Origin of the sequence: Streptomyces sp. CA-142005, from assembly GCF_050942335.1 — a bacterium.
GTDB lineage: Bacteria > Actinomycetota > Actinomycetes > Streptomycetales > Streptomycetaceae > Streptomyces.
Genome location: NZ_CP192078.1, coordinates 1,049,105 through 1,073,788, shown reverse-complemented (window position 1 = coordinate 1,073,788; position 24,684 = coordinate 1,049,105). Strand labels below are relative to the sequence as shown.

Here is a 24,684-nt window from a genome sequence, read left to right as displayed (position 1 = left end):
CGTCCGATCGCCTCATGGAGAGAAGGTGTCTGGACAAGTTCGGCCCATGCGGAGCGAGTCCCACCGGTCGGCGCCTGGTGTTCGGATGCTGCCTGTTCACACGGATGCCGGGCGGCCCATGGCAGTAAGACGCCGCCTAGAAGGCTCATGAAGATCTTGGTTGGGGGGTGTCCGGCCGTAGGCCGGGCAGCCCCTGTTCGCTATGCGGTGGCCGGGGCGAGTTGCCAGCTGCCGCCGGTGTGGGTGAGTCCGAGGTTGACCAGTCGCCGGAGGTTGAGGGCGGCGGCTCGGGTGTGGAGCCAGGTGTTGTTGACGATGGCTCCGCGGTAGCGCAGGCGGCGGTTGCCGTGCTGGACGAGCCAGGCGACGGCTCGTTCGACCGGTGGTCGCCAGCGCCGGTAGTCGGCTTGCCATTCGGGATCGGTGGTGGCTTGGTGGCGGGCTGCGGCCTGGAGGTCGTGGTGGGGGCGGATGGTCAGGATGCGGCCGGCCTTGGCCTTGGTGCACCGCTCACGCAGCGGGCATCCGGTGCACAGGTCCTTGAAGGCGGCCTTGCGCTGGTGGTGCTGTCCGCCGGGGTCCGACAGGGGGACCGTGTGCCCGGCGGGGCAGGTCACGAGGGCGGCGGTGGTGTTGATGGCGAAGTCGTCCAGAGTGAAGCCGCCGGGGACGGCGGGCCGTAGCGGGGCGGGCTTGAAGAACAGCCGGTGCCCCGCCTGGCGGAGGGCTTGGCGCGTGTCGCCGGCGGAGTAGGCGGTGTCACCGAAGGCGTCCACCGGGCTCTCCTCGTCGGCCAGCAGGTCCAGGCCGACGGTGGCCTCGTGGTGCTCGGCTCCGGCGCCGGGCCGCAGAGCCACGGCGGTGTATAAGCCGGTCTCGGGCTCGATGGCCAGGTGGGCTTTGTATCCGTCCTGCTGGTGGGTTCGGGTCTTGTGGATGTGCCGGGACTCAGGGTCGACGGTGGAGACCATCCGGTCCGGCGCGGTCCCCTGGGTGATGCGCCAGCGTCCGTCGCGGCCGTCGGAGTCCTCGGCGGGCTCGACATCCTGCCCGGCGACCAGGGCCAGCAGGCCGACCGCGTTGGCCGCTTTCTCGCCCAGTTCCTGCTCGGGCAGGTGGCCCAGCAGCCTGAGTGCGTCGGTGACCAGAGCGTCGACGAGGGCGGCGCGGGCCTGTTCGTCGTTCCAGGCGATACGGGGCTTGCCGGGATCGGTGTAGTCATGCGCAGTGCACTGGACCGCGGCCACCTCGCCGGCCCCGGGGACCTCGCGGATCACCGCACGGACGGCGGCGATGAGCTGAGTGACGGTGTCCTGGGTGGCGACCGCGTCGTCCAGCACGGTGGAGTCCAGCGCCCGCCGCTGCTTGCCCTTGAGGACACCGGTGGCCTTCACGACCTCGCGCACGGCTTCGAACACGCGGTTCGGCCGAACCGAGCGGGAAAGGCGGCGGCGGAAGTAGGCCAGCAGCGACGCATCGAACGCCATGTCGTGCAGACCCAGCCCGCAGGCGGCCTTCCACCGCAGGTCACACCGCAGTTCCTGGACCGTCTCGAAGTCCGACAGCCCGTGCAGGGCCTGCAGCGTGACCGCCGCGGCCAGGATCTGCGGCGGCATGCTCGGCCGCCCGTTCGCCGACGGGTACATGTCCGCGAACATCTCAGCCGGAAACAGCGCGCCACGGTGCTCGGCCAGGAACGCGAACACACTCCCGGCCGGGATCAACTCCCGGCACGTCTCCCACACATCCGGCCCGACCGTCTCCCCGGCCCATTCCCCCATCACCACGAAACGAGTCTGGCCCCGCCGCTCACGCGGCGGGGCCAGAACCCCAAGATCTTCATGAGCCTTCTAGGGTGGGTGTATGAGCGGCGGTGTGGTGACGCTGTTTCTCTGCGGTGACGTGATGCTCGGACGCGGCGTCGACCAGATCCTCCCGCACCCCGGAAACCCGGAGCTGCGCGAGGGCTACGTCACGGATGCCCGGACGTACGTGGAACTGGTCGAGGCGGCCAGCGGTCCGATCCCGGCACCGGTCGATCCCGCCTGGCCGTGGGGCGAGGCGCTGCGGCTGCTGGAGGAGGTCGGGCCGGACGCGCGGATCGTGAACCTGGAGACGTCGGTCACGCGCAGCGACGCGTTCGCGCCGGACAAGGCGGTGCACTACCGGATGCACCCGGCCAACCTGCCGGCCCTGACGGTGGCCCGGCCCGATGTGTGCGTCGTGGCCAACAACCACGTGCTGGACTTCGGCCGGTCCGGTCTGGAGGAAACCCTGGACTCGCTGGCCGGTGCGGGTCTGCGGGCCGTGGGCGCGGGGCGCGACGCCGACGAGGCCTGCGCGCCCGCGGCGGTCCCTGTCGGTCCCGGCCGCCGGATTCTGGTCTTCGCCCTGGGGACACTGTCCAGCGGCATTCCGCCCGACTGGGCCGCGACCACGGACCGTTCCGGCGTCGCCTACGCCCGCGAGCCGTCCGCGGCGGTGGCCGAGGCGGCCGTTCATCAGGTGCGGCGGGACAAGCGACCGGGTGACATCGTGGTCGTGTCGGTGCACTGGGGCTCCAACTGGGGCTATCTCGTCCCCCGCGAGCAGACCCGTTTCGCCCGCGCCCTGGTCGACGGCGGTGTGGACATCGTCCACGGGCACTCCTCGCACCACCCCCGCCCCGTCGAGGTGTACCGCGACCGGTTGATCCTCTACGGCTGCGGCGACTTCATCGACGACTACGAGGGCATCTCGGGCTACGAGGAGTACCGCGACGACCTCCGGCTCGGCTACTTCGTCTCGGTGGAGGCGGACACCGGGCGCCCGACCGGCGTGCGGATGGTCCCCTGGCAGGCGCGGCGGATGCGGCTGGAGCCCGCCGAGGACCGGGACCGCGCGTGGCTGCGCTCGACCCTCGACCGGATCTGCCACGGCCTGCACATCGCCATGGAGGCCGACGGCACGCTCAGTGTCGTGGCGGGGTTCGCGGGCACGGACCGGTGATGCGCGGGGCGCCGCACGTCACGCGGTGCGGTGAGGGTCCGCCGGAGAGTCGCGGGTACCCGAGGCGGGCAGACGTTTGCTGAGGAGATGACCCGGATGCTGTTCCTCGGACTGCTCCTGCTCGCGGGCTCGGGTGCCTTCACGGCCCTGGCGATCGTCGGCAACCTGTCCGGCGGGCCCGCGTACACCGTTTCCGTTCTCGACCACCACGTCGCCACGATGAACGGCCTCGCGCTGTTCGGCTCGGGCCTCGCGCTGGCGCTGGTCTTCTGCCTGGGTCTGGCGATGACGACCGCGGGCGGCACCCGCCGGCACCGCCACCGCCGCCACAGGGGTCTGTGGGGGGCGCAGGACGCGGGACGCCACGCTGGGCGGGATGACCGGGCCGACGGGACCGGGGCGCGGGCCTGACTGCCGGGGATCGTGCGGCGCATGGCGCAGCGAAGCTGCTTGGCCCTCTGCGCAGGCCGCACCGAGGCTTTCGAGGACGGTTGCGGATCGCACCGAGGTTCCGTAGCCTTCCGCGGCTCGTCGGGCGCGGATTGAAAGGCCAACAGGACAGCGCCCCGTGCCTCGGGCACGATGGCTGAAGGCCTTGTTCGGGCAAGGGACGTGGTCGTGCGCCGCGGCATCGGCGCCATTACCGGAAGTCCGCCGAGCCCCTGGGATGGTGAACCCACCATGCTGCTACCGGCGAAATCCGAAGTACGCCGCCTGCTGCGACGCTACCGGGTGTGCGAGCGCGCCACTGTCGCGGCACCCGCCGATCTCGCGTCGCGTGCCGCCTTCGAGGACTCGGGCTACACGTTGTGCGTGCTGATGGGCGAGCGCAACCCGCGGGAGGCGGCCGCCGCCGCCCGCCGCTACCTGTGCACCGACCTGGTCACCTACCTGAGGGAGCGGAACGGGCGGATACGGGCGGCGGCCTCCGTCGGCCGGCGGTCGCGTCGCTCCACTCCGACGACCCAGGACTCCCGGGCGGGCTGACTGCTCGCACGGGCACCGCCGTGAAGGGACGAGCGATGACGACTGCCAAGGACATCATGAGCCCGGGCGCCCAGTGGATACCCCGGCACGAGACGCTGGACCGGGCCGCGCAGATGATGCGGGACCACGAGGTGGGCGCACTTCCGGTCAGCGACCCCGACAACGGTGACCGCATGTGCGGCATCATCACCGACCGCGACATCGTGGTGAAGTGCATCGCCGCCGGTCGCGACCCGGCGCGGATGACGTGCGGTGACCTGTGCGAGGGCACGCCGCGCTGGATCGATGCCGCTGCTGACATCAGGGAGGCTCTGCGGGAGATGGAGAGCCACCAGATCAAGCGCCTCCCGGTGGTCGAGAACAAGCGCATGGTCGGGATGATCAGCGAGACCGACATCGCCCGGCACCTCACCGACGACCAGCTCGCGGAGTTCGTCCACCGGGTGTACGCCCCCGCCTGATCGCGCAAGAGAGTCGAGCACCCCGTCGCCGGAGATTCGGCCGCGAACGCCGGCTCCTGTCCCAGGAGTCGGCCGGCCGAGTCCTCGGCGAAACCTTTGACGGCTGACGAATCCTTGACCGCTGCTTCGGCCTCCGCGATGCTGTGTTGCGAAACGTGAGAGGTGTGCCGTAATAGGCAACACCTCGATCCTCTGTGAGCCGAGGAGTGGCCATGTCTCAGCAGGTCCGTGGAGTCGTCGCGCGGAGCAAGGGCGCCCCCGTCAGCCTGGAAACCATCATCGTTCCCGACCCCGGCCCCGGCGAGGCGCTGGTCAAGATCGAGGCCTGCGGGGTCTGCCACACCGATCTGCACTACCGCGAGGGCGGTATCAGCGACGACTTCCCCTTCCTGCTGGGGCATGAGGCCGCCGGTGTGGTCGAGGCGGTCGGTGCGGGGGTCACGGACGTGGCGCCCGGTGACTTCGTGATCCTCAACTGGCGTGCGGTGTGCGGCCAGTGCCGGGCCTGTCTGCGCGGCCGCCCCTGGTACTGCTTCAACACGCACAACGCGAAGCAGAAGATGACCCTGACCGACGGTACGGAGCTCTCGCCGGCGCTGGGTATCGGCGCGTTCGCCGAGAAGACGCTCGTGGCGGCCGGCCAGTGCACCAAGGTCGACCGGGCCGCCTCGCCCGCCGCCGCCGGGCTGCTCGGCTGCGGCGTGATGGCCGGCATCGGCGCGGCCATCAACACCGGCAACGTCGGTCGCGGGGACACCGTCGCCGTGATCGGGTGCGGCGGTGTGGGAGCCGCGGCGGTCGTCGGATCCAAGCTGGCGGGCGCGGCGAGGATCATCGCGGTGGACATCGACGACCGCAAGCTGGACACCGCGAGGAAGCTGGGCGCCACCCACACGGTCAACTCCAGGGAAGCCGACGCGGTCGACGCGGTGCGCGAGCTGACCGGCGGCTTCGGCGCCGACGTCGTCATCGAGGCGGTCGGCCGCCCGGAGACGTACCGGCAGGCCTTCTACGCCCGCGACCTCGCCGGCACCGTCGTCCTCGTCGGCGTCCCCACGCCCGAGATGAAGCTCGAACTGCCCCTGCTGGACGTCTTCGGCCGCGGCGGCGCCCTCAAGTCCTCGTGGTACGGCGACTGCCTGCCCTCCCGTGACTTCCCGATGCTCATCGACCTCTATCTGCAGGGCCGCCTCGACCTGGACGCCTTCGTCACCGAGACCATCGCGCTGGACGAGGTCGAGAAGGCCTTCGAGCGGATGCACGGCGGCGACGTGCTGCGTTCGGTGGTGCTCCTGTGACGGCGGGCGCCCGCATCGAACGTCTCGTCACGTCGGGGACGTTCTCACTCGACGGCGGCACCTGGGACGTCGACAACAACGTGTGGATCGTGGGCGACGACACCGAGGCGGTCGTGATCGACGCCGCCCACGACGCCGAGGCCATCGCCCGGGCCCTCGGCGGTCGCACCCTGCGGGCGATCGTGTGCACCCACGCGCACAACGACCACATCGACGCCGCACCCGACCTGGCCGCCCGGACCGGCGCCCCGGTCCTGCTGCACGCCGACGATCTGCCGCTGTGGAAACAGACCCATCCCGACCGGGCACCCGACGGCGAACTGACCGACGGGCAGCGCCTCACGGTCGCCGGAGTGGAGCTGGCCGTGCTGCACACCCCGGGACATGCCCCGGGCGCCGTCTGTCTGTACGCCCCGCGCCTGTCGGCGCTGTTCAGCGGCGACACGCTGTTCGCCGGCGGGCCGGGGGCCACGGGACGGTCGTACAGCGACTTCCCGACCATCATCCGGTCGATCAGGGAACGCCTCCTCGCTCTGCCGGAGGACACCGTCGTGCACACCGGCCACGGTGACACCACGACCATCGGCGCCGAGGCGCCGCATCTTCAGGAGTGGATAGAGCGCGGCTTCTGACCGCCCGGCGAACAGCGGCCCTGCCCCGGTGACGGACCGACGTGGACGGCACCGGCGGCAGGGCCGTCGTCGCACCTGTGCCACCACCCCTGTTCTGCTTCCTGACCTGCGCTTTCGAGGTCGCTCCGGCATGCCCGGAAACCGGTCGCCGGACACCGCGCAAAGGGCCCTTGCGACGCCTTGACAACGCTTCAGAGCGGCCCGCAGACTGACGTTGCGCTAATCGCAATCCGTTTCGCTATACGCACCGAGGTGTCATGATGATTCCCGCGTGCCGACTCGCGGATCTTCCGCGGGGCGAGGCCCACCGGCTCGACATCGACCCGCCGGTCTCGGTGTTCCACACCGATGACGGCGAACTCTTCGCCATCGACGACACCTGCACCCACCAGGACGCGTCGCTCGCCGACGGCTGGCTGGAGGGCTGTGAGGTGGAATGTCCCCTGCACGCCTCCAAGTTCGACCTGAGGACCGGAGCCGTGGACGCACCGCCGGCCAAGCTCCCGGTCCGCACCCACGAGGTCGTCGTCGAGGACGGCGTGGTCTATGTGCGGCTGTCCACCGAGGCGCCCAACCTGCCGCCGTGCGTCGCCGCCCGCCTGGCCGGAGGCCCCGCGTGAGGACCGTCGCCGTGGTGGGCGCCTCGCTGGCCGGACTGTCGGCCGCGCGCTCGCTGCGGAAGCGGGGGTACGACGGCCGGCTGGTCGTCGTCGGCGACGAGCTCCACCGCCCGTACGACAGGCCGCCGTTGTCCAAGGAGTTCCTGGCCGGTGCCATCGGCGAAGCGGAACTGGCACTGGAGAGGGACGACGAGGAACTCCGGGCGGAGTGGGTGCTCGGCGCCCGCGCCACCGGACTCGACCGCACCGAGCGGGCGATCCGGCTCGCCGACGGCCGCGAGATACGCGCCGACGGCGTGGTCATCGCGACCGGCGCCGCCGCCCGCACCCTGCCCGGCACCGAGGGCCTCGCCGGCGTCCATGTGCTGCGCACGCTCGACGACGCCCGCGCCCTGAGGGACGACCTCGCCCGGGGCGGACGGCTGGTGGTGATCGGCGGCGGGTTCGTCGGCGCCGAGGTCGCCTCCACGGCGTACGCCCTCGGTCTCGACGTGACCGTCGTCGAGGCGGCTGCGACACCGCTGGCCGGGCCGCTCGGCGAGGCCATGGGCAAGGTCGTCTCCGCCCTGCACGCGGATCACGGCGTACGGCTGCTGTGCGGCGTCGGGGTCAAGGGGCTGAGCGGCGAGCGCCGGGTCGACGCGGTGCTCCTGGAGGACGGCCGCAGCATCCCCGCCGACACCGTCGTCGTCGGTGTGGGGGCGCGCCCCTGCGTCCAGTGGCTGGAGGGCTCCGGCGTCGCACTCGACAACGGTGTGAAGTGCGGTGCCGACGGCCGCACGAGTGTCGCCGGGGTGGTCGCCGTGGGCGACTGCGCCAACTGGTACGACCCAGACACCGGGGCCCACCGCAGGGTCGAGCACTGGACCGGCGCGCTGGAACGGCCGGACGCCGCCGTCGCCGTGCTGCTCGCCCACGGTGCGACCGAGCCGGCCGCGCCCCGGCCGCCGTACTTCTGGTCCGATCAGTACGGCGTGAAGATCCAGTTCGTCGGCCACGCCGCCGGGGCCGACAGTGTGACGGTCGAGGAGGGCTCGACCGACGACCGCAGTTTTCTGGCCGTCTACCGCAGGGGCGGTCGGCCGGTCGCCGTGCTCGGCATGAACCAGCCGCGGCTGTTCACCCGCCGGCGCAAGCAGTTCGCGTCCGCCGCATCTTGACACCACCCCTGCGGCAACTCATTCTGCGTTGCACATGAAACGCAGTGTTGCTCCATACACAACGCCGCCCGAAGTTGCTCTTCCCGGCGCGTGACCTACCGATCCACGACGTCTCCCGAGGAGTGCACCGTGACCTCGACCAGCCTGCCGGACAGCCTGATCGCCACTCTCCCCGGCTCCGCCTACACCGATCCCGGCATCTTCGCCCAGGAACAGGAGCGCATCTTCGAGGCGATGTGGTTCTGCGTCGCGCGCTCCTCCGACCTGGCCAAGCCGGGCGCCTTCCGCACCGTGGACGTGGGCCGCGAGAGCATCCTCGTCACCCGGGCCCGGGACAACGCGATCCGCGCCTACTTCAACGTCTGCCGGCACCGCGGAGCCAAGCTCTGCACCGAGGAGACGGGCGAGGTCAAGCGGGCCTTCCAGTGCCCGTACCACGCCTGGACCTACGACCTGAACGGCAAGCTCGTCGCGGCACCCAACCTGACCAAGATGCCCGATGTCGGCCGCACCGAGTACGGCCTGGTGAGCGTGGCCGTGCGCGAGTGGCTCGGCTATGTCTGGGTCTGTCTTGCGGAGAACCCGCCCTCCTTCGAGGAGGACGTGATCAGCGCGGCCGTCGAACGCCTCGGCGACGTGGAGTCGATCGAGCGCTACGGCATCGAGAGCCTCTCGGTGGGCAGGCGGATCGTCTACGACGTCAAGGCGAACTGGAAGCTCATCATCGAGAACTTCATGGAGTGCTACCACTGCGCCACGATCCACCCCGAACTCACCGAGGTGCTGCCCGAGTTCGCCGACGGTTACGCCGCCCAGTACTACGTCGGCCACGGCGCCGAGTTCGGCGCGGACGTCCAGGGCTTCACCGTCGACGGTTCCGAGGGCCTGGACCGCATTCCGGGGGTGTCCGAGGAGCAGGACCGCCGGTACTACGCGATCACCGTCAAGCCGCAGGTGTTCATCAACCTCGTGCCCGACCACGTGATCTTCCACCGGATGTACCCGGTGGCCGTCGACCGCACGGTCGTCGAGTGCGACTGGCTCTACCTTCCGCACGTCGTGGAGAGCGCCAAGGACGTCAGCCGGTCCGTGGAGCTCTTCGACCGGGTCAACCGCCAGGACTTCGACGCCTGCGAACGCACCCAGCCGGGGATGAGCTCACGGCTGTACGCCAAGGGCGGGGTGCTGGTGCCCAGCGAGCACCACATCGGTGCCTTCCACGACTGGGTGAACGAGCGTCTCGGCACGCCGCGGCCGGAGTGACGCGGGGGCGGTTGTGCCGTGCGGGAGGAGCGCCCGTGGCCCGCGCGGGGGGCGTACGCGGGCCGTACGGCGGTGGTGCTCGGGGCGCTCAGCCGAGGTACCCCATCCGGTGGCTGATCTCCTCAGCGCCCTTGACCAGCACCGGAGCCAGCTCGTGCATGCGCTCCTCGGTGAACCGGTAGGAGGGACCGGAGGCGCTGATGGACGCGATGACATGGCCCTCCCGGTCGCGGATCGGGGCGGCCATGGCGTGCAGCCCGATCTCCAGCTCCTCCAGCGTCCAGGCGTAACCGCGCTCCCGGGCCTCGGCGAGGTTCTTCTCCAGCTTCGCCTTCGCGGAGATCGTGTGCGGGGTCAGCTTCTTCAGGCCGGTCTCGGTCAGCAGCGCCGCGCGTTCCCCGGCCGGCAGGTGGGCCAGCATGATCTTGCCGCTGGAGGTGGCGTGCAGCGGGGTCAGCTGGCCGACCCAGTTGTGGGCGGTGACGGCGGACTGGCCGCGCACCTGGTAGAGGTTGATCGCGTAGCGCTCCTGCATCACGGCGATGTTGACCGTCTCGCCGATCTCCTCGGCCAGGCGCTCGCACACCGGACGTCCCTGCTGGGTGATGTCGATGCGTCCCGTGACGGCGCCCGCCAGGCGTACGATGCCGAAGCCGAGCCGGTACTTGCCGCGCTCGGTCGCCTGCTCGACCAGGCCACGCGCCTCCAGCGCCCCGAGCAGCCGGAACGCGGTCGACTTGTGGACGTCGATCTCGGCGGCGACCTCGCTCACGCCCGCCTCGCCGCGCTGGGCGAGGATCTCCAGGACGCTGATGGCGCGGTCGACGGACTGTACCCCGCCGGGTGGTGATCCGTTTGTTTCGGTATCCGGACTGTAGTTGCTCATAGCGGAACTATACGCGCAGTAAACAACACACATGCAAGCAACGCAGTGTGAACAAAGATCTTACAAGTTGCGCCGTCCGCAACCTAGTGCGTATAGCGATACCCGTACTAGCATGCCCGCACATCAACGGCCCGAGCGAGACGAGGCACCATGGCTCCCTTGCAGTACGACTTCGTCATCGTCGGCGGTGGATCAGCCGGCAGCGCACTGGCGAACCGGCTCTCGGCCGACCCCGGCAACCGGGTGCTCGTCCTGGAGGCCGGCCGCTCCGACTACCCCTGGGACGTCTTCATCCACATGCCCGCGGCGCTGACCTACCCCATCGGCAGCCGCTTCTACGACTGGAAGTACGAGTCCGAGCCCGAGCCGCACATGGGCGGCCGGCGCATCTACCACGCCCGCGGCAAGGTGCTCGGCGGCTCCAGCAGCATCAACGGCATGATCTTCCAGCGCGGCAACCCCATGGACTACGAGCGCTGGGCGGCCGATCCCGGCATGGAGACCTGGGACTACGCCCACTGCCTGCCGTACTTCCGCCGGATGGAGAACTGCCTCGCGGCCGACCCGGACGACGAGTTCCGCGGCCATGACGGCCCCCTGGTCCTCGAACGCGGTCCCGCGACCAACCCGCTCTTCACCGCCTTCCTCAAGGCCACGCAGGAGGCGGGCTACGCGCCGACGGACGATGTCAACGGCTTCCGGCAGGAAGGATTCGCCAAGTTCGACCGCAACGTCCACCGCGGGCGCCGGCTGTCGGCCTCGAAGGCGTACCTCAAGCCCGCGATGAAGCGGCCGAACCTCACGGTGAAGACACGTGCCCTCGTCACCCGGGTGCTCTTCGAGGGCAAGCGGGCCGTCGGTGTGGAGTACCGGCGCGGCAAGGGGGCGCCCCAGCAGGTCCGCGCCGGTGAGGTCATCCTGTGCGGCGGCGCGATCAACTCCCCGCAGCTGCTGCAGCTCTCCGGCGTGGGCAACGCCGCCGAGCTCTCCGCCCTCGGCATCGACGTCGTCCACGACCTGCCGGGCGTCGGCGAGAACATGCAGGACCACCTGGAGGTGTACGTCCAGTACGGCTGCAAGCAGCCCGTGTCCATGCAGCCGTACATGGCGAAGTGGCGCGCCCCCTTCATCGGCCTGCAGTGGCTGTTCCGCAAGGGTCCCGCGGCCACCAACCACTTCGAGGCGGGCGGCTTCGCCCGCAGCAACGAGGGCGTGGACTACCCCAACCTGATGTTCCACTTCCTGCCGGTCGCCGTGCGCTACGACGGCTCCTCGCCGGCCGGCGGCCACGGTTACCAGGTGCACGTCGGGCCCATGTACTCGGACGCCATCGGATCAGTGAAGATCAAGAGCAGGGATCCGCGGGTCAAGCCCGCGCTGCGCTTCAACTACCTCTCCACCGAGCAGGATCGCCGCGAGTGGGTCGAGGCGATCCGCGTCGCGCGCAGGATCCTCAACCAGCCCGCCCTCGCCCCCTACAACGACGGCGAGATCTCGCCCGGACCCTCCGTCGAGACCGACGAGGAGATCCTCGCCTGGGTGGCCAAGGAGGGCGAGACCGCGCTGCACCCCTCGTGCACCTGCAAGATGGGCACCGACGAGATGTCCGTCGTCGACCCGCTGACCATGCGGGTGCACGGGCTGGACGGGCTGCGGGTGGTGGACGCCTCTGTGATGCCGTACGTCACCAACGGCAACATCTACGCGCCGGTGATGATGGTCGCCGAGAAGGCGGCCGACCTCATCCTCGGCAAGGAGCCGCTGGAGCCCTCCAAGGCCGCGTACTACCGGCACCGCGACGCCCAGAAGCAGGCCGGGTGAGCCATGGGCGCCGAGGCCCTGCGCGCGCTGCTCGGCCGCGTCCGCTACGAGGTGCTGCCGGCGAGGGCGACCGAGGAGAAGGTCCTCGCCCACGTGCCCCGCGACGTCGTGGTCACGGTCACGGCGTCGCCGGTCAAGGGGCTGGAGCCGACGCTCGGCCTCACCGAGCGGCTCGCGGCGCACGGTTACCGCGTCGTCCCCCATGTGCCCGCGCGGCTGCTGCGGGACGACGCCCACCTGAAGGACGTGGCCGAGCGGCTGCGCGCGGCAGGCGTCGACGACGTCTTCGTGCCGGCCGGTGACGCCGATCCGCCGGCCGGCCCGTACGACGGCGCGCTGCCGGTGCTGCGCGGGCTGAGCGACCTGGGCAGTCCCTTCGCCGACCTGGGCATCACGGGCTATCCGGAGAGTCATCCGCTCATCCACGACGACGTCACCATCCAGTCGATGTGGGACAAGCGGACGCACGCGACGTACATCGTCAGCAACCTGTGCTTCGATGCGCGCGTGCTCGGCGACTGGATCGCCAGGATCCGGCGCCGTGACGTCACCCTGCCCGTGCACGTGGGCGTCGCCGGGCCCGTGCAGCGGGCGAAGCTGCTGGCCATGGCGACGAAGATCGGGGTGGGGGAGTCGACACGTTTCCTCACCCGGCACCCCTCCTGGTTCCTGCGGTTCGCGGCACCCGGCGGATACGCCCCCGAGCGGCTGCTCAGCCGCTCGGCGGAGGCGTTCTCCGGGCCCGCGGCCGCGGTGGCCGGCCTGCACCTCTTCACCTTCAACCAGATCGCCGAGACGGAGCGCTGGCGCCGTGCGGCACTGGACCGGCTGGGCGGCTGACGCGCGCGGGGAGCGGCGCGGCGGCGGCCAAATCGAGATACACCGACCCCTTGACGGGTCTCGGCCGATTCGGCCAGGGTGTTCCACCACAAGCAATTCAATGCACGATGCGCAACGAATTGATCCGAAGGGCGCGGCCGTGGCAGATCTGTATGTGGACGGAGAATGGCGCGGCGCGGTGGCCGGCGGCCACCGGGAGATCCGGTGTCCGGCGGACGGCACGCTGGTCGCCGCGGTCGCGGAGGCGACCCGCCCCGACACCGAGGCGGCGATCGCCGCCGCCCGGCGCGCCTTCGACGAGGGGCCCTGGCCCCGCACCCCCGAACGGGAGCGCGGCGCCCTGCTGCTGCGTACCGCCGACGTCATCGAGCGCGACGCCAAGGAGTTCGCCCGCGCCGAATCCCTCGACACCGGCAAGCGGCTGGTCGAGAGCGAGTACGACATCGCCGATGTCGTCTCCTGCTTCCGGTACTACGGCGGGATCGCCGGCACCAGCGCGGGACGGGTGGTCGACACCGGCCGCGACGACGCCCTCAGCCGGGTCACCTACGAGCCCGTCGGCGTCTGCGGACTGATCACCCCCTGGAACTACCCGCTGCTGCAGGCCAGTTGGAAGGTCGCCCCGGCCCTTCTCGCGGGCAACACCGTCGTCCTCAAGCCCAGCGAGCTGACGCCCTCCACCTCCGTTCTGCTGATGAAGGCCCTTCAGGAGGCGGGACTCCCGGCCGGTGCCGCCAATCTGGTGCTGGGCGCCGGAGCCGAGGCGGGCGCGCCGCTCGCCGAGCACCCGGCCGTGGACATGGTGTCGTTCACCGGAGGTCTGCAGACCGGGCGGCACATCATGGCCACCGCCGCCGCGACGGTGAAGAAGGTCGCGCTGGAACTCGGCGGCAAGAACCCGAACGTGGTCTTCGCCGACGCCGACTTCGCCACCGCCGTCGACTTCGCGCTCACCGCCGTCTTCCTGCACTCCGGGCAGGTCTGCTCGGCCGGCGCCCGGCTGATCGTCGAGGACTCGATCCACGACGCCTTCGTCGACGAGGTCGTACGCCGGGCCCGGCTCATCCGCCTCGGCGGCCCCTTCGACCCCGACGCCGAGACCGGTCCGCTGATCTCCGCACAGCACCGCGAGAAGGTCGAGGCGTACGTCGCCGCGGGGCTCGCCGAGGGCGCCGTACTGCGCTGCGGCGGCGCACGCCCCGACGACCCCGAGCTCGCGAACGGCTTCTACTACCCGCCCACCGTCCTCGACGAGTGCCGGCAGGACATGCGCGTGGTGCACGAGGAGTCCTTCGGGCCCGTGCTCACCGTCGAGCGCTTCCACGACGAGGACGACGCCGTCCGCATCGCCAACGACACGGAGTACGGCCTCGCCGGAGCCGTCTGGACGCAGGACGCGGGCAAGGCCCAGCGGGTGGCCCGCGGGCTGCGCCACGGCACCGTGTGGATCAATGACTACCACCCCTATGTGCCGCAAGCGGAATGGGGTGGTTTCGGGCACTCCGGCGTGGGCCGTGAGCTGGGACCGACCGGCCTCGACGAGTACCGAGAGCCCAAGCACGTCTGGCAGAACATCCAACCCCGGCCGCAACACTGGTTCCGCGGCTGAACGCCGAAAGAGGTCGATCATGACCCCAGCACAGACCGAGGTGTCGCAGCGGCGCGACACGTCCCAGGATCCCAAGGACCGTACCCCGGTCATCTCCGTGCGCCGGCTGTGGAAGGTGTTCGGGCCGAAGGCCGACGAGGTGCCGGGTTCGGAGGAGTTGTGCGGACTCAGCCGCCGCGAGCTCATGGACCGCACCGGATGCACCGCCGCCGTACGCGACGTCGACTTCGAGGTGTCGCCCGGCGAGGTCTTCGTCGTCATGGGCCTGTCCGGCTCCGGCAAGTCCACTCTGGTGCGATGTCTGACCCGGCTGATCGAACCCACCGCCGGAGAAGTCGTCTTCGAGGGCGAGGACATCCGGGGCGCCGACGCCCGCCGGCTGCGCGAACTGCGGCGCAGCAAGTTCTCCATGGTCTTCCAGCACTTCGGGCTGCTGCCGCACCGCAAGGTCGTCGACAACGTGGCGTTCGGCCTGGAGATCCGCGGCATGGGCAGGGCCGAGCGCACCAGGAAGGCCCTGGAGGTCGTCGAACTGGTGGGCCTGGCCGGATACGAGAACTCCTACCCCGACCAGCTCTCCGGCGGTATGCAGCAGCGCGTCGGCCTGGCCCGCGCCCTCGCCGGCGACCCCGACGTCCTCTTCTTCGACGAGCCGTTCTCCGCGCTCGACCCGCTGATCCGCCGCGACATGCAGAGCGAGGTCATCCGTCTGCACCACGAGGTCGGCAAGACCATGGTGTTCATCACCCACGACCTCTCCGAGGCCCTGAAGCTCGGCGACCGCATCCTGATCATGCGCGACGGCAAGATGGTCCAGTGCGGCACCGGGGACGAACTCGTCGGTGCCCCCGCCGACGACTACGTACGCGACTTCGTCAAGGACGTGCCGCGCGGCGACGTCCTCACCCTGCGCTGGATCATGCGCCCCGCCGAACCCGACGACGCCCTCGACGGGCCCGAGTTGGGACCGGACGTCGTGGTGCGCGAGGCCACCCGCACCGTGCTGGCCGCCCACAAGCCGGTCAAGGTCGTCGAGAACGGCAAGCTGCTCGGCATCGTCGGCGACGAGGAGATCCTCTCCGTCGTCGCCGGGCAGGCGGCCGGTCAGGAAGGCGGTGCGTGATGGCCGTAGCCGCCGATGCGACCGCTCCGGTCGCGACGATACGTCAGAAGGTCAGCCGCCCCATGGTGGTGGCGGCGATCCTGCTCGCCTGGCTGGTGCTCTTCGCCGTGCTGCGCGGCCGGCAGACGCTGACCCTCGCGGCGGCCGACCTCACCGGTCTGCACCGCCGGCTGAACGACCTCAACGACAGCATCGGGGCCAACCGCAACTCCAACCCGCTCTTCCTGTACTTCTTCAACGAGATCCGGCTGGTCATCGACAACCTGGTGACCTTCGTCCAGTCCCTGATCTCCCAGCCCACGGGCAGCCGCCCGGTCCCGCAGATCGGCTGGCTCGGCGTCGTCGGACTCACCGGCTACGTCTCCTGGGCCGTGGGCAACTGGCGGGTCGCGCTGCTGGCGGTCGCGGGCTTCACCTTCTTCGGGCTGCAGGGCCTGTGGCAGGAGAGCATGGACACCCTCGCGCTGACCCTGTCGGCGGTCCTCGTGGCCCTGCTCATCGGCATCCCGCTGGGCGTGTGGGCCGGTCTCTCCGACCGGTTCAACCGGATCATGACGCCCTTCCTGGACTTCATGCAGACGATGCCGACCTTCGTCTACCTCGCCCCGCTGACCCTGATCTTCCTCATCGGGGGGGCCTCCGCCGTGATCACCACGGTGATCTACGCGGCACCGCCCGCCATCCGCATCACCGCACACGCCATCCGCTCGGTGCCCGAGACCACCGTCGAGGCCGCCGACTCCCTCGGCACCACACGGTCGCAGCAACTGCTGAAGGTGCTGCTGCCGATGTCGAAGCGCACCGTGGTCATGGGCGTCAACCAGACCATCATGGCCGCCCTGGCCATGGTGACCATCGCCGCCCTGATCGACGCGCCCGGCCTCGGCAAGACCGTCGTCCAGGCCCTGCAGTCGCTCGACGTCGGTACGGCCTTCAACGCCGGCCTGGCCATCGTGGTCATGGCCATCGTGCTCGACCGGGTCACCACCGCGGCGGCCGCACGCGCCGACGCGGCCCGGCGCAGCGGCGACCGCCTGCGGAAGTGGCGCCGTCCGCTGCTGGTGGCGGGCGGGATCGCGGCCGCCGTCCTGGTCTATCTGTCGCACACGTACGTCTGGGCGGCCGAGTTCCCCGGCAACGGCAGCACCGGCAGCCACATCGCGAGCGCGGCCGACGCGACGACCACCTGGCTGCAGGACCACCTCTCGGGACTGACGAACGGCATCCGGGACGTCATCACCAACGGTCTGCTCAATCCGTTCCAGTCACTGCTCACGGACTCCCCGTGGTGGCTCGTCGGCATCACCCTGGTCGCGCTGGGCGCGGTCCTCGGCGGCCGGCTCGCCGCTGTGACGGCCGCCGTGTGCGTCGGGCTGCTCGTCGGCACCGGGCTGTGGTCGGACAGCATGACGACCCTCGCCTCGACCGCGGTGGCCACGGTGCTGGTGATGCTGTTCGGCGTCGTCTTCGGGGTGTGGATGGGGCGCAGCGGGCTCGTGGACCGGATCGTGCGGCCCAGCCTGGACGCCGCGCAGGTCATGCCGCCGTTCGTCTATCTGGTGCCGTTCCTGGCGCTCTTCGGCGCCACCCGGTTCACCGCGATCGTCGCGGCCGTCGTCTACGCGGCGCCCGTGGCGATCAAGATCATCGCGGACGGTGTGCGGAACGTGTCCGAGTCCACCGTGGAGGCGGCCACCTCCGCCGGGTGCAACACCTGGCAGATCATCACCAAGGTCCAACTGCCGATGGCACGCAGTGCCCTGACTCTGGCGACCAACCAGGGCCTGATCTACGTGCTGTCGATGGTTGTGGTGGGCGGCCTGGTAGGGGCAGGCGCCCTCGGCTACGACGTCGTGGCCGGATTCTCGCAGGGAGAGCTGTACGGAAAGGGGCTGGCGGCGGGAGTCGCCATCGTACTGCTCGGAGTCATGTTCGACCGGATCACTCAGGCTGCGGCGCGACGCACCAGGGCATAAGGAGCACGACACCATGGCAAGACACTGGCGAGCCGGCGCGGCCGGCCTGGCCGTCCTCGGTCTCACCCTCACGGCCTGCTCGGGGGCGAAGGTCGGCGACAGCACCTCCGCCGGCTCGAAGTCCTCGGGCGGCAAGTGCGGCACCTTCAACCTGGCCGTCAACCCGTGGGTCGGCTACGAGGCGGACGCGGCGGTCGTCGCGTACGTGGCGCAGCACGACCTCGGCTGCACGGTCAACAAGAAGGACCTGAAGGAGGAGATCGCCTGGCAGGGCTTCGGGACCGGTGAGGTCGACGCCGTCCTGGAGAACTGGGGCCACGACGATCTGAGGAAGAAGTACATCACCGAGCAGAAGACCGCCGCCGAGGCCGGCTCCACCGGGAACAAGGGCGTCATCGGCTGGTTCGTGCCGCCGTGGCTGGCCAAGGCCCACCCGGACATCACCGACTGGAAGAACCTCAACAAGTACGCCGACAAGTTCAAGACCTCCGAGTCGGGCGGCAAGGGCCAGCTGCTCGACGGCGACCCGTCGTACGTCACCAACGACGCCGCCCTGGTCAAGAACCTGAAGCTGAACTTCAAGGTGGTGTACGCGGGCAGCGAGACCGCGCTCATCCAGGCCTTCCGCACCGCCGAGAAGAACAAGCAGTGGATGATCGGCTACTTCTACGAACCGCAGTGGTTCCTGTCGGAAGTGCCGCTGGTGAAGGTCAACCTGCCCGCGTACACCAAGGGCTGCGACGCCGACGCGGCGAAGATCGCCTGCGACTATCCCGTCTACGACCTGGACAAGATCGTCAGTGCGCAGTTCGCCAAGTCGGGCAGCCCGGCGTACAAGCTGGTGAAGAACTTCCACTGGACGAACGACGACCAGAACACCGTGGCCAAGTACATCGCCGTGGACAAGATGTCGGACGACGCGGCGGCCAAGAAGTGGGTCGAGGCCAACCGCGACAAGGTCGACGCCTGGCTGAAGTAGCACGTCGGAAAAGGCCGGCCGAGGACGCCCGGCGGGCGGTGCGCACCCGTGCGCACCGCCCGCCGGGCGTCGCCGTGTTCCGGGCCGTTTTCCGACGTCACCGACCCCTTGACACCCTCCATGGCGACAGGCACATTGAGTTGCGCAACCTGAATCAAGTTGCGCAACAAGCAACTGAACCGGTCTCAAGTTCGGAGGTTGGGCGATGGCGGGACCCCGAGTGGTCATCATCGGAGCGGGCGTCGTGGGAGCCGCCCTGGCGGACGAGATCTCCGCACGCGGCTGGACCGAGGTGACCGTCGTCGACCAGGGCCCCCTCCCGGCCACCGGGGGCTCCAGCTCGCACGCGCCGGGCCTGGTCTTCCAGACGAACGCCTCGAAGACCATGACGGAGCTGGCCCGGTACACGGTCGAGAAGTTCTGCTCCCTGGAGGTGGACGGCAAGCCCTGCTTCCTCCAGGTCGGCGGCCTCGAGGTGGCGACCAGCCCGGAGCGTCTCGCCGAACTCCGGCGGCGGCACGGCTGGATCAGCGCCTGGGGCATCGAGGCGCGCCTGCTGACCCCGGACGAGTGCGTGGAGAAGCACCCGCTGGTCGACCGCGACAAGGTCCTCGGCGGCCTCCTGGTCCCCACCGACGGCCTCGCCAAGGCCGTCCTGGCCGTCGAGGCGCAGATCCGCCGGGCCGCCGAGCGCGGCGTGCGCTTCCTCGCCCGGCACGAAGTCCTCGACGTCAGGCAGAGCGAGGGCCGCGTGACCGGCGTGGTGACCGACCAGGGCGAGATCGAAGCCGACATCGTCGTGTGCTGTGCCGGCATCTGGGGCCCGAAGATCGCCCGCATGGTCGGCATGAACCTGCCGCTCACCCCGCTCGCCCACCAGCTCGCCTGGACCGGCCCGGTCCCCGCTCTCGCCGGCCAGACCGAGGAGGCGGTCCGTCCGATCCTGCGCCACCAGGACGCCGACCTCTACTACCGCGACCGCTTCGACGGACTCGGCATCGGCTACTACGGCCACCGCCCGATGCCGGTCTCCGCCGACGACATCCTCTCCGTGGACGAGGCCGAGGAGATGCCCTCGGTGCTGAAGTTCACCGAGGAGGACTTCGAGGACGCCTGGACCGAGACCCAGGCCCTGCTCCCGGCGACCAAGGAGGCGAAGGTCGAGGAGGGCATCAACGGCCTGTTCTCCTTCACCACCGACGGCTACCCGCTGCTCGGCGAATCCCCGGACGTCAAGGGCTTCTGGGTCGCCGAGGCCGTGTGGGTCACCCACTCCGCGGGCGTCGGCCGGGCCGTCGCCGAGTGGCTGGTCGACGGCTACTGCTCCTCCTTCGACCTGCACGAGTGCGACGTCAACCGCTTCGAGCCGCACCAGCTCTCCCCGGAGTACGTCCTGGCCCGCGACTGCCAGAACTTCGTCGAGGTCTACGACATCCTCCACCCCCTCCAGCCGGCCGGGAAGCCGCGCCCGATCCGCACCAGCCCCTTCTACGCCCGCCAGCAGGAACACGGTGCGTTCTTCCTGGAGGCGAACGGCTGGGAGCGCCCCCAGTGGTACGAGGCCAACGCCTCGCTGGTCGAGCGCCGCGACATCCCCACCCCCAACGACTGGGCCGCCCGCTACTGGTCGCCCATCGTCGGCGCCGAGGCCCAGGTCACCCGCGAGAGGGTCGCCCTCTACGACATGACCGCCCTCAAGCGCCTGGAGGTCAGCGGCCCCGGAGCCGCCGACTTCCTGGAGGGCCTGGTCACCGGCAAGGTCGCCAAGTCCGTCGGCTCGGTGACGTACACGCTGCTCCTGGACCACGACGGCGGCATCCGCAGTGACATCACCGTCGCCCGCCTCGCCCGCGACCGCTTCCAGGTCGGCGCCAACGGCAACCTGGACCTCGACTGGTTCACCCGCCACCTGCCCGCCGACGGCCGCGTCCAGGTCCGCGACATCACGGCCGGCACCTGCTGCATCGGCCTGTGGGGCCCGCTCGCCCGCGAGGTGCTGCAGCCGCTCACCGACGAGGACTTCTCCAACGAGGGCCTCAAGTACTTCCGCGCCAAGCACGCCTACATCGGCTCGGTGCCGGTCACGGCGATGCGGCTGTCGTACGTCGGCGAGCTGGGCTGGGAGCTGTACACCACCGCCGACCAGGGCCTGAAACTGTGGGACACCCTGTGGGCCGCGGCCCAGCCGCTGGGCGGCATCGTCGCCGGCCGGGGCGCCTTCAACAGCCTGCGTCTGGAGAAGGGCTACCGCTCCTTCGGCACCGACATGACCTACGAGCACGACCCCTACGAGGCCGGCGTCGGCTTCGCCGTCAGGCTCGACAAGGGCGACTTCATCGGCAAGGCGGCGCTGGAGCGGCGCAAGACCGACGTGCGGCGCAGGCTGAGCTGCCTCACCATCGACGACCCGCGGGCGGTCGTCATGGGCAAGGAGCCGGTGTACGACGGCGACCGGGCCGTCGGTTACGTCACCAGCGCCGCGTACGGCTACACGATCGGCAAGGGGATCGCCTACGCCTGGCTCCCGGCGGAACTGGCCGAGCCCGGCAGGACCGTGCACATCGGCTACTTCGACCAGCGGATCGAGGCGGTCGTCGCCGAGGAGCCGTTGTTCGACCCGGCCATGTCCCGCCTTCGCGGCTGAGCGTTCGAGGGGAGTACCGCACATGACCGCACAACTTCTCGACGGCAAGGCCACCGCTGCCGCCATCCGCCGCGAACTCGCCGAGCACGTCGCCAAGTTGACGGCCTTGACCGGCCGTCCGCCCGGCCTCGGCACCGTACTCGTCGGCGACGACCCGGGCAGTCACGCCTACGTCTCCGGCAAGCACCGCGACTGCGCGCAGGTCGGCATCGCCTCCCTTCGCCGCGAGCTGCCCGCCGACGCCACCCAGCGGCAGGTCGAGGACGTCATCGACGAACTCAACGCCGATCCGGCCTGCACCGGCTACATCGTGCAGCTCCCGCTGCCCCGCCACCTGGACGCCAACGCCGTCCTGGAGCGCATGGACCCCGCCAAGGACGCCGACGGACTGCACCCGGTCAACCTCGGCCGGCTCACCCTCGGCGTCGAGGCGCCCCTGCCGTGCACCCCGCGCGGCATCGTCGAACTGCTCCGCCGCCACGACGTCCCGCTCGCCGGAGCTCGGGTGTGCGTCGTCGGCCGGGGCATCACGGTGGGACGGCCCATCGGACTGCTGCTGACCCGCAGGTCCGAGAACGCCACCGTCACCCTGTGCCACACCGGAACCAAGGGCCTGGCCTGGCACGTACGCGAGGCGGACATCGTCGTCGCGGCGGCCGGCTCGCCCGGACTGATCACCAAGGACATGCTGCGCCCAGGCGCGGCCGTCCTGGACGTCGGCATCACCCGCACCGAGCACGGGCTCGTCGGAGACGTCCACCCGGAGGCCGCCGAGGTCGCCGGTTGGCTCGCGCCGATGCCCGGGGGAGTGGGACCCATGACCCGAGCCATGCTGCTCGCCAACGTCGTCGAGGCCGCCGAGAGGAACGCGACCACCGTATGAACGCGCTGAACACGCCCCTGGCGGAGCTGGACCCCGAGGTCCACGAAGCCCTCCGCGCCGAGCTGCACCGCCAGCAGTCCACCCTGGAGATGATCGCCTCCGAGAACTTCGCGCCCACCGCCGTGATGGAGGCGCAGGGCTCGGTCGCGACCAACAAGTACGCCGAGGGCTATCCCGGCCGCCGCTACTACGGCGGCTGCGAACACGTCGACGTCACCGAGCGGCTGGCGATCGAACGCATCAAGTCCCTCTTCGGCGCCGGCTACGCCAACGTCCAGCCGCACTCGGGCGCCCAGGCGAACACCGCCGTGTTCTTCGCCCTGCTCCAGCCCGGCGACACCGTCCTCGGCCTGGACCTCGCGCACGGCGGCCACCTCACCCACGGCATGCGCATCAACTACAGCGGCAAGATGCTCAATGTCGTGCCCTACCACGTCTCCGAGGGGGACAACCTCGTCGACATGGACGAGGTGGAGCGGCTCGCCAAGGAGCACCGCCCCAAGTTGATCATCGCGGGCTGGTCGGCGTACCCCAGGCAGCTGGACTTCGCGGCCTTCCGCCGGATCGCCGACGAGGTCGGTGCGCTCCTCATGGTCGACATGGCGCACTTCGCGGGTCTGGTCGCCGCCGGACTGCACCCGAGCCCCGTCCCGCACGCGCACGTGGTCACCACCACCACGCACAAGACGCTCGGCGGTCCCCGCGGCGGGGTGATCCTCACCAACGACGCCGACCTCGCCAAGAAGATCAACTCGGCGGTCTTCCCGGGCATGCAGGGTGGCCCGCTGGAGCACGTCATCGCGGCCAAGGCGGTCTCCTTCAAGGTCGCCGCGTCGCCCGAGTTCGCCGAACGCCAGGCCCGCACCCTGGCCGGCGCCCGCATCCTCGCCGAACGCCTCACCCGGCCCGACGCGGCAGCGGCCGGGGTGAAGGTGCTGACGGGCGGCACGGACGTCCACCTCGTCCTCGTCGACCTGCGGGACTCCGAACTCGACGGCAAGCGCGCCGAGGACCTGCTGCACGAGATCGGCATCACCGTCAACCGCAACGCCGTTCCCTTCGACCCGCGCCCGCCCATGGTCACCTCCGGCCTGCGCATCGGCACCCCGGCGCTCGCCACCAGGGGCTTCACCGAGGCGGACTTCGCCGAAGTCGCCGACGTGATCGCGCTCGCCCTCCAGCCCGAGCCGGACGTGGCCGCACTGCGCGTCCGCACCGAGGCGCTGGCCGCAAGGCACCCGCTCTACCCGTACCTCTCGCACGACGGAGACGCCCGATGAGCCCCCGCACCCCCGGCGCCGACCTGCCCGACCACCCGGACTGGCTCTGGCGCACCCCAGCGCCCAAGCGGTCGTACGACGTGGTGATCGTGGGCGGCGGCGGCCACGGCCTGGCCACCGCCCACTACCTGGCGAAGAACCACGGCATCACCAACGTCGCGGTCCTGGAGAAGGGCTGGCTGGCGGGCGGCAACATGGCCCGCAACACCACGATCATCCGCTCCAACTACCTGTGGGACGAGAGCGCGGGGATCTACGAGCACGCGCTCAAGCTGTGGGAGGGGCTGGAGGAGGAGCTCGACTACCCGATCCTCTTCTCCCAGCGCGGCGTGCTGAACCTCGCCCACAGCCTGCAGGACGTCCGCGACAGCGTCCGCCGGGTCGAGGCCAACCGGCTCAACGGCGTCGACGCCGAGTGGCTCGACGCCGGGCAGGTCAAAGAGGTCTGCCCGATCGTCAACACCTCACTCGACGTGCGCTACCCGGTCCTCGGCGGCACCTACCAGCCGCGCGCCGGCATCGCCAAGCACGACTACGTGGCCTGGGGCTTCGCCCGTTCCGCGGACGCCGCCGGCATCGACATCATCCAGAACTGCGAGGTCACCGGGCTGGACGTGGTCGGCGGCCGGGTGGTCGGCGTACAGACCACGCTCGGCCCGATCGCCGCGGGCAAGGTGGCCCTGTGCTCGGCCGGCCACACCTCGGTCCTCGCCGCCATGGCGGGCATCGAACTGCCCGTCCAGAGCCACCCGTTGCAGGCCCTGGTCTCCGAACTGCTGGAGCCGGTGCACCCGACCGTGGTGATGTCCAACGCCGTCCACGTGTACGTCAGCCAGGCGCACAAGGGCGAACTGGTGATGGGCGCGGGCATCGACGCCTACAACTCCTACACCCAGCGCGGCGCGTTCCACATCATCGAGGAGCAGATGTCGGCGGCCCTGGAACTCTTCCCGGTCTTCGCCCGCGCCCATGTGCTGCGCACCTGGGGCGGCATCGTCGACGTCAGCCCGGACGCCTCGCCCATCGTCGGCCTCAGCCCGGTCGACAACCTCTACCTCAACTGCGGCTGGGGGACCGGTGGTTTCAAGGCCACCCCGGGCGTCGGCTGGGTCTACGCCCACACCATCGCCCACGACACCCCGCACGCCCTGAACGCCCCCTTCTCGCTCGACCGTTTCACCACCGGCGCGCTCGTCGACGAGCACGGCGCGGCCGCGGTGGCCCACTAGGGAGC

At 70.4% G+C, this 24,684-nt stretch carries 21 protein-coding genes; 19 read left to right on the top strand and 2 right to left on the bottom strand.

Features of this window, described 5'->3' with window-relative positions; genetic code table 11:
- Positions 1-200: 200 nt before the first annotated feature.
- Complete coding sequence (locus tag ACQPXS_RS05290) at positions 201-1,781, bottom strand: IS1182 family transposase (protein ID WP_433455642.1); 1,581 nt, start codon at positions 1,779-1,781, stop codon at positions 201-203.
- A gap of 82 nt (positions 1,782-1,863) precedes the next feature.
- On the opposite strand from ACQPXS_RS05290, the gene ACQPXS_RS05285 reads away from it, so the two are divergent.
- From ACQPXS_RS05285 to ACQPXS_RS05245, 9 genes are all read left to right on the top strand, one after another.
- Complete coding sequence (locus tag ACQPXS_RS05285) at positions 1,864-2,988, top strand: CapA family protein (RefSeq protein ID WP_433447390.1); 1,125 nt, start codon at positions 1,864-1,866, stop codon at positions 2,986-2,988.
- A gap of 87 nt (positions 2,989-3,075) precedes the next feature.
- On the top strand, positions 3,076-3,399 hold the full coding sequence (locus ACQPXS_RS05280) for a hypothetical protein (protein WP_433447388.1): 324 nt from the start codon (positions 3,076-3,078) through the stop codon (positions 3,397-3,399).
- Between the two features lie 270 nt (positions 3,400-3,669).
- Positions 3,670-3,975 carry a DUF5133 domain-containing protein gene (locus tag ACQPXS_RS05275; RefSeq protein ID WP_433447386.1) on the top strand — a complete coding sequence of 102 codons (306 nt, stop codon included), beginning with the start codon at positions 3,670-3,672 and terminating at the stop codon, positions 3,973-3,975.
- A gap of 35 nt (positions 3,976-4,010) precedes the next feature.
- Entirely contained in the window at positions 4,011-4,436 is a 426-nt protein-coding gene (locus tag ACQPXS_RS05270) for a CBS domain-containing protein (RefSeq protein ID WP_365328029.1), read from the top strand.
- Between the two features lie 212 nt (positions 4,437-4,648).
- Entirely contained in the window at positions 4,649-5,734 is a 1,086-nt protein-coding gene (locus tag ACQPXS_RS05265) for an S-(hydroxymethyl)mycothiol dehydrogenase (protein WP_433447384.1), read from the top strand.
- Positions 5,731-6,366, top strand: coding sequence for an MBL fold metallo-hydrolase (locus tag ACQPXS_RS05260; RefSeq protein WP_433447383.1), 636 nt, complete (start codon positions 5,731-5,733; stop codon positions 6,364-6,366). Before ACQPXS_RS05265 ends, ACQPXS_RS05260 begins: the two co-directional genes overlap by 4 nt.
- Before the next feature lie 257 nt (positions 6,367-6,623).
- The gene (locus ACQPXS_RS05255; RefSeq protein ID WP_433447381.1) at positions 6,624-6,986 is read left to right on the top strand and encodes a bifunctional 3-phenylpropionate/cinnamic acid dioxygenase ferredoxin subunit; all 363 of its coding nucleotides are present in this window, start codon (positions 6,624-6,626) and stop codon (positions 6,984-6,986) included.
- Entirely contained in the window at positions 6,983-8,146 is a 1,164-nt protein-coding gene (locus ACQPXS_RS05250) for an NAD(P)/FAD-dependent oxidoreductase (RefSeq protein ID WP_433447379.1), read from the top strand. Before ACQPXS_RS05255 ends, ACQPXS_RS05250 begins: the two co-directional genes overlap by 4 nt.
- Positions 8,147-8,275: 129 nt before the next feature.
- Positions 8,276-9,409 (top strand): aromatic ring-hydroxylating oxygenase subunit alpha, encoded by a 1,134-nt coding sequence (locus ACQPXS_RS05245; protein WP_433447377.1) that lies wholly within the window; start codon positions 8,276-8,278, stop codon positions 9,407-9,409.
- Positions 9,410-9,497: 88 nt separating this feature from the next.
- Here the strand turns inward: ACQPXS_RS05245 and ACQPXS_RS05240 are convergent, their stop codons facing one another.
- The gene (locus ACQPXS_RS05240) at positions 9,498-10,295 is read right to left on the bottom strand and encodes an IclR family transcriptional regulator (RefSeq protein WP_433447375.1); all 798 of its coding nucleotides are present in this window, start codon (positions 10,293-10,295) and stop codon (positions 9,498-9,500) included.
- Between the two features lie 150 nt (positions 10,296-10,445).
- Here ACQPXS_RS05240 and betA point away from each other — a divergent pair, with 150 nt between their 5' ends.
- The 10 genes from betA (at position 10,446) to ACQPXS_RS05190 (ending at position 24,679) form a co-directional block, all read left to right on the top strand.
- The gene (betA, locus tag ACQPXS_RS05235) at positions 10,446-12,116 is read left to right on the top strand and encodes a choline dehydrogenase (RefSeq protein WP_433447373.1); all 1,671 of its coding nucleotides are present in this window, start codon (positions 10,446-10,448) and stop codon (positions 12,114-12,116) included.
- A gap of 3 nt (positions 12,117-12,119) precedes the next feature.
- Positions 12,120-12,956, top strand: coding sequence for a 5,10-methylenetetrahydrofolate reductase (locus ACQPXS_RS05230; protein ID WP_433447371.1), 837 nt, complete (start codon positions 12,120-12,122; stop codon positions 12,954-12,956).
- A gap of 139 nt (positions 12,957-13,095) precedes the next feature.
- Positions 13,096-14,565 carry an aldehyde dehydrogenase family protein gene (locus tag ACQPXS_RS05225; protein WP_433447369.1) on the top strand — a complete coding sequence of 490 codons (1,470 nt, stop codon included), beginning with the start codon at positions 13,096-13,098 and terminating at the stop codon, positions 14,563-14,565.
- Between the two features lie 19 nt (positions 14,566-14,584).
- A complete protein-coding gene (locus tag ACQPXS_RS05220) occupies positions 14,585-15,688 on the top strand; it encodes a quaternary amine ABC transporter ATP-binding protein (RefSeq protein ID WP_433447367.1) in 1,104 nt (367 codons plus the stop codon).
- On the top strand, positions 15,688-17,664 hold the full coding sequence (locus tag ACQPXS_RS05215) for an ABC transporter permease (RefSeq protein WP_433447365.1): 1,977 nt from the start codon (positions 15,688-15,690) through the stop codon (positions 17,662-17,664). Before ACQPXS_RS05220 ends, ACQPXS_RS05215 begins: the two co-directional genes overlap by 1 nt.
- 13 nt (positions 17,665-17,677) lie before the next feature.
- A complete protein-coding gene (locus ACQPXS_RS05210; protein ID WP_433447363.1) occupies positions 17,678-18,643 on the top strand; it encodes an ABC transporter substrate-binding protein in 966 nt (321 codons plus the stop codon).
- 205 nt (positions 18,644-18,848) lie between these two features.
- A complete protein-coding gene (locus ACQPXS_RS05205) occupies positions 18,849-21,287 on the top strand; it encodes a GcvT family protein (protein ID WP_433447361.1) in 2,439 nt (812 codons plus the stop codon).
- Positions 21,288-21,309: 22 nt separating this feature from the next.
- Positions 21,310-22,170: a bifunctional methylenetetrahydrofolate dehydrogenase/methenyltetrahydrofolate cyclohydrolase gene (locus ACQPXS_RS05200; RefSeq protein ID WP_433447359.1), complete on the top strand. Its 861-nt coding sequence runs from the start codon at positions 21,310-21,312 to the stop codon at positions 22,168-22,170.
- Entirely contained in the window at positions 22,167-23,450 is a 1,284-nt protein-coding gene (gene glyA / locus ACQPXS_RS05195) for a serine hydroxymethyltransferase (RefSeq protein ID WP_433447357.1), read from the top strand. Before ACQPXS_RS05200 ends, glyA begins: the two co-directional genes overlap by 4 nt.
- Complete coding sequence (locus ACQPXS_RS05190; protein WP_433447355.1) at positions 23,447-24,679, top strand: sarcosine oxidase subunit beta family protein; 1,233 nt, start codon at positions 23,447-23,449, stop codon at positions 24,677-24,679. The genes glyA and ACQPXS_RS05190 overlap by 4 nt, the downstream gene beginning before the upstream one ends.
- Positions 24,680-24,684: the final 5 nt, after the last annotated feature.

Excerpts from the sequence above, each read along its gene's own strand:
- ACQPXS_RS05215 (WP_433447365.1), top strand. The coding sequence starts at position 15,688 with ATGGCCGTAGCCGCCGATGCGACCGCTCCGGTCGCGACGATACGTCAG.
- ACQPXS_RS05210 (WP_433447363.1), top strand. The coding sequence starts at position 17,678 with ATGGCAAGACACTGGCGAGCCGGCGCGGCCGGCCTGGCCGTCCTCGGT.
- ACQPXS_RS05205 (WP_433447361.1), top strand. The coding sequence starts at position 18,849 with ATGGCGGGACCCCGAGTGGTCATCATCGGAGCGGGCGTCGTGGGAGCC.
- ACQPXS_RS05255 (WP_433447381.1), top strand. The coding sequence starts at position 6,624 with ATGATGATTCCCGCGTGCCGACTCGCGGATCTTCCGCGGGGCGAGGCC.
- ACQPXS_RS05270 (WP_365328029.1), top strand. The coding sequence starts at position 4,011 with ATGACGACTGCCAAGGACATCATGAGCCCGGGCGCCCAGTGGATACCC.
- glyA (WP_433447357.1), top strand. The coding sequence starts at position 22,167 with ATGAACGCGCTGAACACGCCCCTGGCGGAGCTGGACCCCGAGGTCCAC.
- ACQPXS_RS05290 (WP_433455642.1), bottom strand. The coding sequence starts at position 1,781 with ATGGGGGAATGGGCCGGGGAGACGGTCGGGCCGGATGTGTGGGAGACG.
- ACQPXS_RS05280 (WP_433447388.1), top strand. The coding sequence starts at position 3,076 with ATGACCCGGATGCTGTTCCTCGGACTGCTCCTGCTCGCGGGCTCGGGT.
- ACQPXS_RS05230 (WP_433447371.1), top strand. The coding sequence starts at position 12,120 with ATGGGCGCCGAGGCCCTGCGCGCGCTGCTCGGCCGCGTCCGCTACGAG.
- betA (WP_433447373.1), top strand. The coding sequence starts at position 10,446 with ATGGCTCCCTTGCAGTACGACTTCGTCATCGTCGGCGGTGGATCAGCC.
- ACQPXS_RS05265 (WP_433447384.1), top strand. The coding sequence starts at position 4,649 with ATGTCTCAGCAGGTCCGTGGAGTCGTCGCGCGGAGCAAGGGCGCCCCC.
- ACQPXS_RS05275 (WP_433447386.1), top strand. The coding sequence starts at position 3,670 with ATGCTGCTACCGGCGAAATCCGAAGTACGCCGCCTGCTGCGACGCTAC.
- ACQPXS_RS05240 (WP_433447375.1), bottom strand. The coding sequence starts at position 10,295 with ATGAGCAACTACAGTCCGGATACCGAAACAAACGGATCACCACCCGGC.
- ACQPXS_RS05200 (WP_433447359.1), top strand. The coding sequence starts at position 21,310 with ATGACCGCACAACTTCTCGACGGCAAGGCCACCGCTGCCGCCATCCGC.
- ACQPXS_RS05285 (WP_433447390.1), top strand. The coding sequence starts at position 1,864 with ATGAGCGGCGGTGTGGTGACGCTGTTTCTCTGCGGTGACGTGATGCTC.
- ACQPXS_RS05220 (WP_433447367.1), top strand. The coding sequence starts at position 14,585 with ATGACCCCAGCACAGACCGAGGTGTCGCAGCGGCGCGACACGTCCCAG.
- ACQPXS_RS05190 (WP_433447355.1), top strand. The coding sequence starts at position 23,447 with ATGAGCCCCCGCACCCCCGGCGCCGACCTGCCCGACCACCCGGACTGG.